10 protein-coding genes are annotated in these 13,375 nt (G+C 66.5%); 6 read left to right on the forward strand and 4 right to left on the reverse strand.

Annotated features, from left to right (window positions below; genetic code table 11):
- The first annotated feature begins 38 nt into the window (after positions 1-38).
- The 4 genes from AC0Z6F_RS18015 to AC0Z6F_RS18030 all read left to right on the forward strand — a co-directional run bounded on the left by AC0Z6F_RS18015 (position 39) and on the right by AC0Z6F_RS18030 (position 5,641).
- Complete coding sequence (locus AC0Z6F_RS18015; protein WP_012511919.1) at positions 39-521, forward strand: DUF3574 domain-containing protein; 483 nt, start codon at positions 39-41, stop codon at positions 519-521.
- 36 nt (positions 522-557) lie between these two features.
- Complete coding sequence (locus tag AC0Z6F_RS18020; protein WP_012511918.1) at positions 558-1,415, forward strand: XAC2610-related protein; 858 nt, start codon at positions 558-560, stop codon at positions 1,413-1,415.
- Positions 1,416-1,544: 129 nt separating this feature from the next.
- Entirely contained in the window at positions 1,545-3,263 is a 1,719-nt protein-coding gene (locus tag AC0Z6F_RS18025) for a thiamine pyrophosphate-dependent enzyme (protein WP_485616990.1), read from the forward strand.
- Between the two features lie 773 nt (positions 3,264-4,036).
- Positions 4,037-5,641, forward strand: coding sequence for a SulP family inorganic anion transporter (locus AC0Z6F_RS18030; RefSeq protein ID WP_485616991.1), 1,605 nt, complete (start codon positions 4,037-4,039; stop codon positions 5,639-5,641).
- 79 nt (positions 5,642-5,720) lie between these two features.
- Here the strand turns inward: AC0Z6F_RS18030 and AC0Z6F_RS18035 are convergent, their stop codons facing one another.
- Positions 5,721-6,431, reverse strand: coding sequence for a glutathione S-transferase (locus AC0Z6F_RS18035; protein WP_485616992.1), 711 nt, complete (start codon positions 6,429-6,431; stop codon positions 5,721-5,723).
- A gap of 170 nt (positions 6,432-6,601) precedes the next feature.
- Between AC0Z6F_RS18035 and AC0Z6F_RS18040 the strand changes: the two genes are divergently transcribed.
- Both AC0Z6F_RS18040 and clpB read left to right on the forward strand, forming a co-directional pair.
- The gene (locus AC0Z6F_RS18040; protein ID WP_448123358.1) at positions 6,602-7,423 is read left to right on the forward strand and encodes a DUF3014 domain-containing protein; all 822 of its coding nucleotides are present in this window, start codon (positions 6,602-6,604) and stop codon (positions 7,421-7,423) included.
- Positions 7,424-7,604: 181 nt separating this feature from the next.
- Positions 7,605-10,190, forward strand: a complete 2,586-nt coding sequence (gene clpB, locus AC0Z6F_RS18045) for an ATP-dependent chaperone ClpB (RefSeq protein ID WP_006386822.1) — start codon at positions 7,605-7,607, stop codon at positions 10,188-10,190.
- A gap of 72 nt (positions 10,191-10,262) precedes the next feature.
- Here clpB and AC0Z6F_RS18050 read toward each other — a convergent pair whose 3' ends face one another.
- The 3 genes from AC0Z6F_RS18050 to AC0Z6F_RS18060 all read right to left on the reverse strand — a co-directional run bounded on the left by AC0Z6F_RS18050 (position 10,263) and on the right by AC0Z6F_RS18060 (position 13,227).
- Positions 10,263-11,063 carry a MipA/OmpV family protein gene (locus AC0Z6F_RS18050; protein WP_006386820.1) on the reverse strand — a complete coding sequence of 267 codons (801 nt, stop codon included), beginning with the start codon at positions 11,061-11,063 and terminating at the stop codon, positions 10,263-10,265.
- Between the two features lie 140 nt (positions 11,064-11,203).
- Positions 11,204-12,493: an ATP-binding protein gene (locus AC0Z6F_RS18055; RefSeq protein WP_485616993.1), complete on the reverse strand. Its 1,290-nt coding sequence runs from the start codon at positions 12,491-12,493 to the stop codon at positions 11,204-11,206.
- Positions 12,490-13,227: a winged helix-turn-helix domain-containing protein gene (locus tag AC0Z6F_RS18060; RefSeq protein ID WP_100469401.1), complete on the reverse strand. Its 738-nt coding sequence runs from the start codon at positions 13,225-13,227 to the stop codon at positions 12,490-12,492. The genes AC0Z6F_RS18055 and AC0Z6F_RS18060 overlap by 4 nt, the downstream gene beginning before the upstream one ends.
- Positions 13,228-13,375 lie beyond the last annotated feature (148 nt).

The following is a 13,375-nucleotide window of genomic DNA, read 5'->3' on the forward strand; positions in this document are numbered from 1 at the left end:
CCGGCTCGCCTCTGTCCCCCTTCCCCGGAGCTGTACCGATGAAACACCTTGGCCTCGTCTTCGCCGTGCTGCTGGCCACCAGCGGCTGTGCCAGCCTGTCCTCGCAGGCGCCCAGCGCCTATGCCACGGCCACCACCGCCGAACTGAAGGGCGATGCCGCCCGCCCCTCCGCCGGCCACGGCTGGGTGCGCAGCGAGCTGTACTTCGGCGTGGGTGAAGAGCAGGGTGCCGGCAACCGCCCGCAGGCCGACACCATCAGCGAGGCGCAGTGGCGCGCTTTCCTGGACAAGGAAGTGACCCCGCGTTTCCCGGATGGCCTGACCGTGTTCGATGCCTATGGCCAGTGGCTGTTCCGCGGCGATGCCTCGCCCAATCGCCTGCGCACCAAGGTGCTGGTGGTGCTGCACGAGGACACCCCGCAGCGCCGTGCTGACATTGAAGCGATCCGCCTGGCGTGGAAGCAGCAGACCAAGCATCAGTCGGTGCTGTGGTCGCGGCAGCCGGTCGAGGTATCGTTCTGACCTGAAGGGGCCATCGTGGCGCCACAGGGATAGACGATGAAACACAGGGACTACGTGTTGGGCCTGCTGCTGGCAGGCCTATGGCTGCCGACGGCGGAGGCGAATGAGGACGGCGGCGAGACGCTACGGTTCCAGGTCGCCGCTCACGTGCAGGCGCACGCCGATCCCCAGCAGGACGGCAGCATCGCCGTGCAGATGTCACCGTCAGGCAAGCGCCAGACGCTTGAGGGCGCGGCCGATGCCGACGGCAATTCGAGATGGTCTCTTGAAGATGTCGATTTCGATGGCTACCCGGAATTGGTCGCGCGCGCCTCGGTGGGCATGGTCAACGAAGCGGTGACGGTGTACCGCTTCGATCCGTCCAGTGCCGGGTTCCGCGCGCTGCAGGCCGACACCCACGGCAAGGACAGCTGCGGTGACCTGATGGGGCTGACTGTCGATCGTCTGAGCCGCACCCTGACCAGCAGCTGCCGCAGCGGCCCGATGTGGTACGCAGACCAGTACCGGTTTGCAGGTGCGAAGCTTTATCTCTACCGCAGCGAGAGCGTGCTGATGCTGGGCGACACGCTGAACGCCGCGCTGCAATGGGAACAGACCGACGAGCAGGGCCCGTTGGCAGTCTGGCGCACCTATGATCCCACTGGTCGTGTGCTGGAGAGCGCCATCGCCGATGGCCTGGGTGCACCCGCCGACGGACCGCTGCGTGGCCAGCAGGCCTCTGTGCTGGCGGCGCGCCTGTTCCTGTTCGACCGGCCCGGTGCATCCAGCACCAAGCGTTATCTGGTGCAGGGCGACCGTGTGGAGATGCTGGATGAACAGGATGGCTGGATGAAGCTGCGCTACCGCAACCCGAAGCAGGGCGCGGTGGAAGGTTGGATCAACGTCAACGATTAAGAAAAGGGGACGGAGGGAATTAAGTCGTTAACGGCACAAACGACTTAATTCCCTCCGTCCCCTTTTTTTGCGGAAGCATCACTTCATCAGGTCTAGCCTCGAACGTTCCCCCGTTCGAGGATGTATCCGATGAGCAAGCGCGTGGCCGAAATCGTGGTGGACGCCCTGCAGCAGGCTGGTGTCCGCCGTTGCTACGGCATCGTGGGCGATACGCTCAACCATGTGACCGATGCGATGCATGGCAGCGAGATCGCTTGGGTGCACGTACGCCATGAGGAAGTGGCGGCCTTTGCCGCCGGTGCCGATTCGCTGGTAAGTGGCGAACTGACCGCCTGCGCCGGTTCCTGCGGGCCCGGTGGCCTGCACTTCATCAACGGTATCTTCGAAAGCAACCGCAACCGGGCGCCGATGGTGCTGATCGCCAGCCAGATCGTCACCAGCGAGCTGGGCATGGAGTTCCCGCAGGAAGTGGATTTCAAGGCGGTGTATGGCAGCTGCACGGTGTTCTGCGAGCAGGTGCACAGTGCCGAACAGGCGCGACGCGTGGTGGCGCTGGCCTGCCAGGCCGCGATCAGCCGTCGCGGCGTCGCCGTAGTGATCCTGCCGGCTGACATCAGCGAGACCGAGGTGAAGCACGATGTGCCGTTCTCGGTGCACTACACCCAGCCGGTGCTGCGTCCGTCCGATGCCGAGCTGCAGCACATTGCCGAGCTGCTGGGGCAGGGCAAGCGCATCGGCATCTATGCCGGTGCCGGTTGCCAGGGCGCGCATGTGCAGTTGTTGGAACTTGCGCGCAGGTTGCAGGCGCCTGTGGCGCACACCTCGCGCGCCAAGGATTTCGTCGAGCCGGACAACCCGTACAACATGGGCATGACCGGCATCTTCGGCATCGAATCCGGCTTCCACACGCTGATGGAGTGCGACACGCTGCTGCTGCTCGGCGCCGACTTCGCCTGGGGCCAGTTCTACCCGGACAAGGCCACGATCATCCAGGTCGACCGCGATGGCAGCCACCTCGGCCGCCGCCATCCGGTGAACCTTGGCGTGGTCGGTGATATCGCGCCGACGCTGGACGCCTTGCTGCCGATGCTGCTGCCGCGCGAGGACAGCAGTTTCCTGGACGAGTGCATCGAGCGCCGTGACAAGGCACTGAAGAAGCGCGAGAAGGAAGAGCAGCCCGGTGAGGGCGAGCTGATCCATCCGCAGCACCTGACCGCGCTGCTGTCGAAGTACGCCACCGATGATGCACTGTTCACCGCCGACGGAGGCTCGCCGATGGTGTGGGTGTTGCGCCACATCCGCGTCAACGGCCGCCGCCGCACGCTGACCAGCCTGCTGCACGGCACGATGGCCAATGCGATGCCACAGGCACTGGGCCTGCAGAAGGCGTTCCCCGGCCGGCAGGTGATCTCGCTGTCCGGCGATGGTGGCCTGGCGATGCTGTTGGGCGATCTGCTGACCGCTGTGCAGGAGAATCTGCCGATCAAGGTGGTGGTGTTCAACAACGGCTCGCTGAATTTCGTCGAGCTGGAGCAGAAGGTGGAAGGCCTTCTGGATCACTACACCGACCTGAAGAACCCGGACTTCGGCCGCCTGGCCGAGGTGATCGGCTTCCACGGCCGCACCGTGACCCGCAGCGAGGATCTGGAGGAAGCGGTGCAGGACTTCCTGGCCCAACGCGGCCCGGCGCTGCTGGATGTGCACACCAGCCGCGCCGAGCTGGTGATGCCGCCGCAGATCGAGGCCAAGCAGGTGGCCGGTACGGCGCTGTATGCCGCCAAGGCGGTGTTGAACGGCCGCTTCGACGACGTGAAGCATCTGCTGGTGGACAACTTCCTGAAGAAGTAGGGGGTTGGTCGATGCAGGGCTGCGCCCTGCACCCGCCGAAACGGTAGTGCCGGCCGCTGGCCGGCAACCTCAAAAGCAACAGCAAAAGCTGGCTTCCTGTGGGATGGCGGGGCGGGTCCGGTTGCGGGGGACGCCGTAAACCCGTCCTTGGGGGCTTGGCCGCGGCTTGCTCGTGTGCGCTGTCCTGCGCACACGGCAAGACCGGGGTTGGGCGTCCTGCCCAACCCGCCCGAGGCATGCCTCGGGCCCATGCCGCGGACACCCCCGCAACCGGACCCACCCCGCCTTCGACAGATCATCGCTGCTGTTGGTAGGTGTCGACCTTGGTCGACACGGTAGATCCACGCCATGCGTGGATAACGCAGGAATGATCGAAATGATCTTCTGTAGAGCCGAGCCATGCTCGGCTGAGAGGCTTCGCGTACAGCAGCCGGGCATGGGCTCGGCTCTACAACGAGCGCCTGCCTTTGCTTCTGATCTTTTGATTCTCTTCCGTGGCTGGCACGCGCAGGAAACTGTCAGGGGCTGTGCGGGGTGGGCTGCGCAGGACCGTTGGCGCCATGGATGGCGCCATCGAGCCCCCAGGGACGGGTTCACGGCGTGTCCTGCGCAGGCCACCCCGCACGGCCCATTCCGATAAACCCGCTGTCCGCGACCAACCCCCAGCCACGAGGGGCTCCGCCGTTGGCTGGAACCCATCATTCCACGACGGAATTGGCGCACCGGCTCCGCTGGGCCTACCATCGGCGGTCCCCACCCCCACCGCCCCTTCCATGTCCGCTCCCGCTTCCGCCGCACCGCGTCGCTGGTTCGTCGCCGGCGACTTCAACGGCTTCTTCGGCCTGGTCGTCGACAACCTCTCCATCCTCGGCTTCATCGCCATGGCCCTGGTCGGGATCTTCCAGTTCCCCGCCGACGTAGTGTTCGGCCGCATGTTCCCCGGCACCGCCTTCGGCGTGCTGGTCGGCAACCTGCTGTACACCCTGATGGCACGCCGGCTGGCCGCGCGTACCGGCCGCGATGATGTCACCGCCATGCCGCTCGGCCTGGATGCACCGACCAGCATCGGCATGGCGTTGCTGGTGCTCGGTCCGGCCTTCATCGCCTTCAAGCAGCAGGGCATGGACCCGCATGCTGCGGGTATCGCGACCTGGCAGCTGGGCATGGCCGCGCTGGTCATCATGGGCGTGCTCAAGTTCGTGCTGTCGTTCTTCGGCGAAGCGGTCACCCGCGCGCTGCCGCGGGCCGCGCTGCTGGGCTCCATCGCCGGCATCGCGCTGGTGCTGATGGGCCTGCTGCCGTTGCTGGAAACGCTGCGCTCGCCGCTGGTCGGCTTCACCACGCTGGGCCTGCTGCTGTACGTGCTGATCGCCAAGGGCAAGCTGCCGGTGCGTGGCCCGGGCGTGCTGTTGGCCTTCGTGTTCGGCACCGTGCTGTATTACGGCCTTGGCCTGGCCGGGCTGGGCGCACCGGGCTTCCACGTGCCGGAGTGGGTGCCGCCGCAGGTGGTGCTGCCGCTGCCGACGCTGGGCTTCCTCGAGGGCCTGCCTACCGCGATGACCTACCTGCCGCTGCTGCTGCCGTTCGGCCTGCTGATGGTGGTCGGTGGCATCAACGTGTCCGAAAGCGCACGCGCAGCCGGCGATGATTATCGCACCCGCGACATCCTGCTGGTGGAGGCGGTGGCCACGCTGGTGGCCGGTGTCTGTGGCGGCGTCGCGCAGACCACGCCGTACATCGGCCAGCCGGCCTACAAGCACATGGGCGCTCGCAGCGGCTACACGCTGCTGACCGGCCTGTTCGTCGGCATCGGCGGCATGCTCGGCATCATCTCCGGGCTGGTGCAGTGGCTGCCGCTGGCGGTGCTGGCACCGATCATCGTGTACGTGGCCATCGACATCACCACCCAGGCGTTCCAGGCCACGCCGCGCCACCACACCGGTGCGATGGTGTTCGGTTTCCTGCCGTCGGTGGCCTATCTGCTGGCGATCAAGGCGCCGGGCTGGATCGCGCCGGACCAGCTGCCGCAGCTGCTGACCAAGCTCGACGGCCACGGCCTGCCGGAACTGGCGGTGATCTTCACCCTCGGCAATGGCTTCATCATCACCTCGATGCTGTGGATCTCGGCGGTGGCGGCAATGGTCGATGGCCGCCTGCGCCGGGCCTGCGGTTTCCTGCTGGTGGCCGCGGTGCTGACCCTGTTCGGCCTGATCCACTCGGTGGACCCGCGTGGTGGCATCTACCTGCCTTGGGAGCTGGAAGGGCTGGCACGTATCATCAGCTGGCAGTTCGCCGGCGCCTACGTGGCACTGGCAGTGCTGCTGGGCCTGCTGTCGCTGCAGAAGCAGGCGGTGAAGCCGCTGAGTGACAACAGCTGACCCCACGGTAGTGCCGGCCGCTGGCCGGCATCCTCATGGACCTCGGACGCAGTGTGCAGATGCCGGCCAGCGGCCGGCACTACCGCTCCCCATCCAGTTCCGGGTAGTGGCGGAAGATGCCGTTGGTGTTGAACGGCAACCGTCGTTCCGAGGCCAGGTAGGCGGCGATGTTGGGGCGCTTGGCTACCCGCTCCTGCAGCGCACGCAGCAGGGGCAGGGTTTGGCCCAGTGCCTGCATACGGCGTGGGAACATGTAATCCAGCCCACTCAGCAGCTGAAACAGCGACAGATCCACGTAGGAATGCTCGCGCAGCGTATGGCGGCCGCCATTGGCGGCCAGCACCTGCTCGAAGTAGCCGAGAAACTTCGGCAGCCGTTCGCTGCGCAGAGAGGCGGCGCGTGCCTTGGCTTCGCTCTTCTGGTCTTCGTAGTACTTCGATACGGCGATCGGATGGTGGGTGTCATGCACCTCGGCCACCAGATCGGCGATGGTCAGCTGCAACTGCAGCGCCTGCATCCGCCGCGAGGCCGCCTGTGGCACCAGGTCCAATGTCGGGCCAAGGAAATCCAGGATCGCCACGACCTGTGCGATGACCTGGCGGCCGGCCTTCAGGAATGGCGGTGCGAATGGCTGCGTCCCCTCGCTTTTCCCATCAAGGAAAGGTTGCATCACTGCATCGCCGTGTACCCGCGCCATGTCGATGTAGTCGGCGCCGGCATCTTCCAGCGCCAGCCGCACGAATTCACCGCGGCCCTGGATGCCGGTCCAGTAATACAGCGCGTACTGCATGGCAGTGTCTCCATACGACAAGAGCAACAGCCTCGCGCGCGGCGTGCAAAGCAGGCGTGAGCATGGCTGCATGTCCTGCCCAACCCAAACCGCAGCCGAACGAAGGGGGAACCCTCGCAGACACGGGGGGTCACACCTTCTCCATGCGTGTGAAAACGAGGTGCTGCATCATGCAGAGTGGAAAGGCGGTATGGCCCTGGGTGCTGGGCGTGGTGGTGATCGGCGGTGCGGGCGGGTGGTTGTTCCGCGATCAGCTGAAGAGCCTGGCGGACGGCGTTTCGGTGCCGGTGCAATCCACTCCCGCCAGCAGCGCTGCACCTCCACAGCCAATGACGGCCGAGCAACCGGCCCCGGCACCGCCACCGATCAGGCACCCGCTGGAGACAGAGGCGGCCGCTGATCCAGCGCTGCCGAAACTGGCTGACAGCGATGCCGCGGCCTGGGGCGCACTGAGCCAGTTGTTCCAGGGCGAAGGACCACTGACCCTGCTGTTGCGCGACCATCTGATCCAGCGCCTGGTCACCCAGGTCGACAACCTGGACAAGCCCAGCGTGCCACCCACCGCGCTGGCCGCGCGGCCGCTGCCAGGCAGCCTGCAGGTCGAGCCCGGTGAGGGCGGCGAGCGGATCGCCGCCAGCAACGCGGCGCGCTATGCACCCTACGTGCAGGCCTTCACCGCGCTGGATCCGGCGGCGACCGCCAGCGCCTACAAGCGCTTCTATCCGCTGATCCAGCAGGCCTATGTCGATCTTGGCCGGCCCGACGGCTACTTCAACGACCGTCTGGTGGCGGTGATCGACCACCTGCTGGACACCCCGGAGCCGGCCCAGCCGCCGTTGGTGGAACGCGACGAGCGTGGCCGCTACCGCTTCGTCGACGCCACCCTGCAGTCGCGCTCGATCGGGCAGAAAGCCCTGCTGCGCATGGATGTGGCGCAGGCAAGGGCCATCAAGCAGCAGCTGCGGGCGATCCGTACTGCCATCACCCGCTGAGCCCATCCAGCGGGCGAAACTGATCGGGATCAACGCGCCGACCACACCCGCTCCGGCATGCTGGCCGCAGGCTGACTGGCCTCGGGGTGCAGTCGCAGCCACCCTTGAAACGGGGTGGGGCAACCGCATCTTTCCAGCATCGCCGGCGCGGGCCGGCCCTGATGACCGATGAGGATTCGCAATGCGGATGGACAAGCTCACCTCGCGTTTCCAGCAGGCGCTGGCAGACGCACAGTCGCTGGCCGTGGGCCGCGACAACAGCATCATCGAACCGGTTCACCTGTTCAGCGCACTGCTGGACCAGCAGGGCGGCAGCACGCGCCCGTTGCTGGCCCAGGCCGGGGTGAACGTGCCGGTGCTGCGCGAGCGCCTGACCGAGGCACTGGATGCGCTGCCGAAGGTGTCCGGCCAGGCTGGCAACGTTTCGATGGGCAACGACCTCGGACGCCTGCTCAATCACACTGACAAGCTGGCCCAGCAGAATGGCGATGCCTTCATTGCCAGCGAGTGGTTCGTGCTGGCGGCGCTGGAAGACAGCGGCACGCTGGGCATGGCGCTGCGCGCCGCCGGCGCCGACAAGACCCGCTTGCAGGCCGCCATCGACAAGCTGCGCGGCGGCGAGAACGTGCAGTCGGAAAATGCCGAGGAACAGCGGCAGGCGCTGGAGAAGTACACCATTGACCTGACTGCGCGCGCCGAGAGCGGCAAGCTCGATCCGGTGATCGGCCGTGACGAGGAAATCCGCCGCACCATCCAGGTGCTGCAGCGCCGGACCAAGAACAATCCGGTGCTGATCGGCGAGCCGGGCGTGGGCAAGACCGCGATCGTCGAAGGCCTGGCCCAGCGCATCATCAACGACGAAGTGCCCGAAGGCCTGCGCGGAAAGCGCGTGCTGTCGCTGGACATGGGCGCGCTGATCGCCGGTGCCAAGTTCCGCGGTGAGTTCGAAGAGCGCCTGAAGGGCGTGCTGAATGACCTGGCCAAGAGCGAAGGCCAGATCATCCTGTTCATCGACGAGCTGCACACCATGGTCGGCGCCGGCAAGGCCGACGGCGCGATGGATGCCGGCAACATGCTCAAGCCGGCGCTGGCCCGTGGCGAGCTGCACTGCGTGGGCGCGACCACGCTGGATGAGTACCGCAAGTACATCGAAAAGGACGCCGCGCTGGAGCGCCGCTTCCAGAAGGTGTTCGTGGGTGAGCCTTCGGTGGAAGACACCATCGCGATCCTGCGCGGGCTGAAGGAAAAGTACGCGGTGCACCACGGCGTAGAGATCACCGACCCGGCCATCGTGGCGGCGGCGACCCTGTCCAACCGCTACATCACCGACCGCCAGCTGCCGGACAAGGCCATCGATCTGATGGACGAGGCGGCCTCGCGCCTGCGCATGGAAATCGACTCCAAGCCGGAGGAGCTGGACCGCCTGGAACGCCGGGTGATCCAGCTGAAGATCCAGCGCGAGATGCTGAAGAAGGAAAAGGACGAAGCCTCGCGGCAGCGCCTGGCCGATCTGGAGAACGACATCGATGCGCTGGAGCGTGAGTTCTCCGACCTCAATGAAATCTGGAAGTCGGAGAAGGCAGCGCTGCAGGGTGCGACCAAGATCAAGGAGCAGGTCGAGCAGGCCAAGCTGGAGCTGGAAGCCGCGCAGCGCCGCCAGGATTTCGCCAAGATGAGCGAGATCCAGTACGGCCTGCTGCCGCAGCTGGAAAAGCAGCTGGCCGCCGCGCAGGAAGCCGAACACAGGGACTTCAAGCTGGTGCAGGACCGGGTTACCGACGAGGAGATCGCCGAGGTCGTGTCGCGCTGGACCGGCATTCCGGTCAACAAGATGCTCGAAGGTGAGCGCGACAAGCTGCTGCGGATGGAAGAGGTGCTGCACAACCGCGTGGTCGGCCAGGAGGAAGCGATCAAGGTCGTCTCCGATGCCGTGCGCCGTTCGCGTGCGGGCCTGTCCGATCCGAATCGCCCGGCCGGTTCGTTCCTGTTCCTCGGCCCGACCGGCGTCGGCAAGACCGAGCTGTGCAAGTCGCTGGCCGAGTTCCTGTTCGACAGTGCCGACGCGATGATCCGCATCGACATGAGCGAGTTCATGGAGAAGCACAGCGTCGCCCGCCTGATCGGTGCGCCCCCGGGCTACGTCGGTTACGAAGAGGGTGGCTACCTGACCGAGGCCGTGCGTCGCCGTCCGTATTCGTTGATCCTGCTGGACGAAGTGGAGAAGGCGCATCCGGATGTGTTCAACATCCTGCTGCAGGTGCTGGACGATGGCCGCCTGACCGATGGCCAGGGCCGCACCGTGGACTTCCGCAACACCGTCATCGTGATGACCTCGAACCTGGGCTCGCACCAGATCCAGGACATGAGCGCTGATGACAGCCCGGAGGCCTACACGCAGATGAAGGCGGCGGTAATGGGCGTGGTGCAGGCGCACTTCCGCCCGGAGTTCATCAACCGCCTGGACGACATCGTGGTGTTCCACCCGCTGGACAAGCAGCAGATCAAGCAGATCGCGCGCATCCAGATGCGTGGCCTGGAGAAGCGGCTGGCCGAGCGCGGGCTGAAGCTGGTGGTGTCCGATGCGGCGTTCGACCTGCTCGGCAACGTCGGCTTCGATCCGGTGTATGGTGCGCGCCCGTTGAAGCGTGCGATCCAGGCCCAGCTGGAGAATCCGCTGGCGCAGAAGATCCTTTCCGGCGCTTTCGTCAACGGCGATACCATCGAAGTCGGCAACGACGGCGGCCACCTGGTGTTCGCCAAGGCGTGATCCACACGGGGCGCTGCATTACCGCAGCACCCCGTGTCCTGCCAGGAACGCCGGGCCATGCCCGGCGTCGCCTCAGAAGCGGTGCGTGTACCCGCTCATCAAACCGAACTGGTTCGGCTTCTGCACGATCGGGCTGTCGGCCGCATCGCCGAGCAGGCGCGTGCCTTCCGCCGAGATGTACCAGTTGCCGTTGCGACCCACGCGGTGGCTCCACTTCAGGCCAAGCCCGGCACTGACCAGGCCGGCTTTCGGCTTGTGCTGGGCAAATCCAGTACGCGCCGCCTGTTCCGGACTCACGCCGTACCAGGTCTGCATGTAGCCGCGATTGCCGTATTCGGTGGCGACACTGCCACTGACCACGCCGCCGGCGAAATCGAACAGCGGCATCGACAGGCTCAGCTGCATCTGCTGGGTGGCCAGGCCGTTGTCGCCCTTGTCTTCATCTTTGCGGGTGAACTGCCAGCTGCCGCTCAGCACGGCTTCTCCCAGCGTATAGCCAGCCGAGAGGCCGACCAGGGGACGGGTACGGATATCACCCATGCCGCGCAGGAAGTCCGAACCGCCGAGGGGGGAGTCCTTTTCGCGGCGGCTGCCGCTGGCACCGATGTAGGCGCGCAGGTGAGTGTGTTCACCGATGGCCGTACCCCAGCCGACACCGCTGGTGCCCAGAAACCAGCCACCAGGCGACTTGGCATCGAAGGACAGCATGGGCGACGCCTGGTACTCCTTGCTACCGCTGTAGCGCGGGGTCGCGCCGGCACCGGCGGCGACTTCGAAGGTCCAGTGGTCATCCTTGGCGTGGGCGATCGGTGCGGCAAACAGCGGCAGCAGGGCCAGGCAGAGCAGGGACGGAGTACGGCGAAGCTGGGACATGGAATCTCTCGACAATGGGAGGAAAGCAGCGCGCGCATCCGGCGAGTGCTGCAGGGTCGCCAGCGTGGCGATATGCCGGCGACCGATCCCTCCGCAGTTGTGCGGGAGTTGTAATCAACTGTAATCGCGCCCGTGGGCGTTCAGCTGGCAGCCAGCGGCCAGTGCATTTCGACGCGTGCGCCGCCCATCGTGGCGCGGCTGATGTGCAGTTCCCCGCCATGGCGCGCCGCGATGCGGCTGACGATGGCCAGGCCCAGTCCGAAGCCACCGGTATCGCGGCTGCGGCTGTCGTCCAGGCGGGTGAACGGGCGCGTCACCTTCTCGCGGTCGGCTTCGGCGATGCCTTGGCCGTCGTCATCCACGCGCAGGCAGGCACGGCCGCCGACGCCTACCAGCGAAACCTCCACCTGCGAACGCGCATGGCGCAGCGCGTTGCCGACCAGGTTGCTCAGTGCCAGCTGCAGCAGGCGCGGTTCGGCGTCCACCCGTGGCAGTGCGCTGGGTTGCACGCGCAGTACCAGGCCGGCGCGTTCGGCATCGCGGCGCGCATCGGCCAGGCAGGCATGCAACCAGTCATTGGCTTCGATGCGCTGCAGGGGCTCGGCTTCGTTGGGATGTTCCAGGCGCTCGTAGGCCAGCAGTTCGCTGACCAGTCCGTTGAGCTCGGCCAGGTCACCGTGAAGCCCCTGCGCCAAGCGCGCGCGTCGTGCCGGATCGTCGCTGTCCCGCATCAGGTCCAGGCCGAAGGCCACGCGTGCGATCGGCGTGCGCAGTTCATGCGAGATGGCATGCGTGAGGTCACGCTGGCGCTGCACAAGCTCAGCCACGCGCGCGGCCATGCGGTTGGAATGATCGACAATGACCCGGATCTGCGAGCGTGGCGACACCTGCGCGCGCGCCTGCAGGTCGCCGGCACCGATGCGATCGGCATGCATGCGCAGTGCCTCCAGATCGCGCCAGAGCAGGCGTACCCAGGCATACAGGCTGGCGCCGACCAGCAGCAGGATGCCGAGGTAGGCAGCGATGGTCATGTACGTTGTCATCGACACCGCACCGGGCAGGCGCAGGTGCAGCCAGCGGCCGTCAACGCCGTCGATGGGCAGCAGTAGCTGCTGGTAGAGGTCGCGCACGATGAAGCCATCGGCCCGCACCGCCACCTGTTCCTGCGGGTCGAGCGAGGGAGGCTTGTCGAGCAGGGTCAGGGCGATGCCGTAGTGCGGCTGCCACTGCTGCAGGCGCTCACGCTGCTGTTCTGCATCCAGGCCGGCCAGGCCACTGCGCAGGGCGTACACCTGCCCGCGCACCTGCTGCACGAACACGCGGTCCTGCACGGGCGTGTAGATGCCATCCAGGATGTGATTGAGGAAGTACACCGAAACCAGCAAACAGGCACCGGTGACGAACCACAGCCACAGGAACAGGCGCTTCACGCCGACCAGGCCGAGGGATTGAACTGGTAACCCCGGCCCCACACGGTCTTGATCCGTCGAGGTTCGCGCGCGTCGTCGCCCAGCTTGCGGCGCAGCTTGCCGATGCTGACATCGACGCTGCGGTCCAGGCCATCGAAGCCGATGCCACGCACCGCCTGCAGGATCTGGTCGCGTGAGAGGATCTGTCCCGGTTGGCTGGCCAGCAGCCACAGGATCTCGAATTCGGTGGTACCCAGTTCCACCGCCACGCCGTGCAGGTGCACGTCGCGCTGCATGCGGTCGATCAGCAGCCCGCCGTGCATCAGCCGGCAGGGCGAGCCGGTGCTGCCGCTGCCGTGGCGGCGGCGCAGCAGGGCGCGCAGGCGGGCCAGCAGCAGGCGCGGTTCGACCGGTTTGTGCACGTAGTCGTCGGCGCCTGATTCCAGGCCGAGCACCTGCTCGATGTCGTCCTCGCAGGCCGTCAGCATCAGGATCGGCACATCGGAGAAGCTGCGGATCTGCCGGCACACATCGATGCCGCCAAGGCCGGGCAGCATCAGGTCCAGCACCACCAGTTCCGGCGCGTGCTGGCGGCAGGCCGCACCGGCGAGGTCGCCACGGGCCACATGCTGCACGGCGAAGCCATGTTCGTGCAGGTAGTCGCTGACCAGTTCGGCCAGGCGGCGGTCGTCCTCCACCAGCAGCACCGGGGTCGGCGAGCCGCTGGCGGCGGGTGTCCAGGGGGATGACTGCATGCGCTTGGGCCTCCGTGCCCGGGCAGGAGCGCCCGGCGGCGAAGCCTAGCAACGGCCCATGACGGCTGCCTGAATCGCGGCCAACCTGATAACCACCGGTACGGGCGTCATCGCCAGTGGCTCTCAGCGGTCGCTGCCGGCTGGCCTA

Source organism: Stenotrophomonas sp. 1L-E-5-B-C3 (genome assembly GCF_057292075.1).

Coding starts and splice junctions, on each gene's coding strand:
- AC0Z6F_RS18015 (WP_012511919.1), top strand. CDS start 39: ATGAAACACCTTGGCCTCGTCTTCGCCGTGCTGCTGGCCACCAGCGGC.
- AC0Z6F_RS18020 (WP_012511918.1), top strand. CDS start 558: ATGAAACACAGGGACTACGTGTTGGGCCTGCTGCTGGCAGGCCTATGG.
- AC0Z6F_RS18025 (WP_485616990.1), top strand. CDS start 1,545: ATGAGCAAGCGCGTGGCCGAAATCGTGGTGGACGCCCTGCAGCAGGCT.
- AC0Z6F_RS18030 (WP_485616991.1), top strand. CDS start 4,037: ATGTCCGCTCCCGCTTCCGCCGCACCGCGTCGCTGGTTCGTCGCCGGC.
- AC0Z6F_RS18035 (WP_485616992.1), bottom strand. CDS start 6,431: ATGCAGTACGCGCTGTATTACTGGACCGGCATCCAGGGCCGCGGTGAA.
- AC0Z6F_RS18040 (WP_448123358.1), top strand. CDS start 6,602: ATGCAGAGTGGAAAGGCGGTATGGCCCTGGGTGCTGGGCGTGGTGGTG.
- clpB (WP_006386822.1), top strand. CDS start 7,605: ATGCGGATGGACAAGCTCACCTCGCGTTTCCAGCAGGCGCTGGCAGAC.
- AC0Z6F_RS18050 (WP_006386820.1), bottom strand. CDS start 11,063: ATGTCCCAGCTTCGCCGTACTCCGTCCCTGCTCTGCCTGGCCCTGCTG.
- AC0Z6F_RS18060 (WP_100469401.1), bottom strand. CDS start 13,227: ATGCAGTCATCCCCCTGGACACCCGCCGCCAGCGGCTCGCCGACCCCG.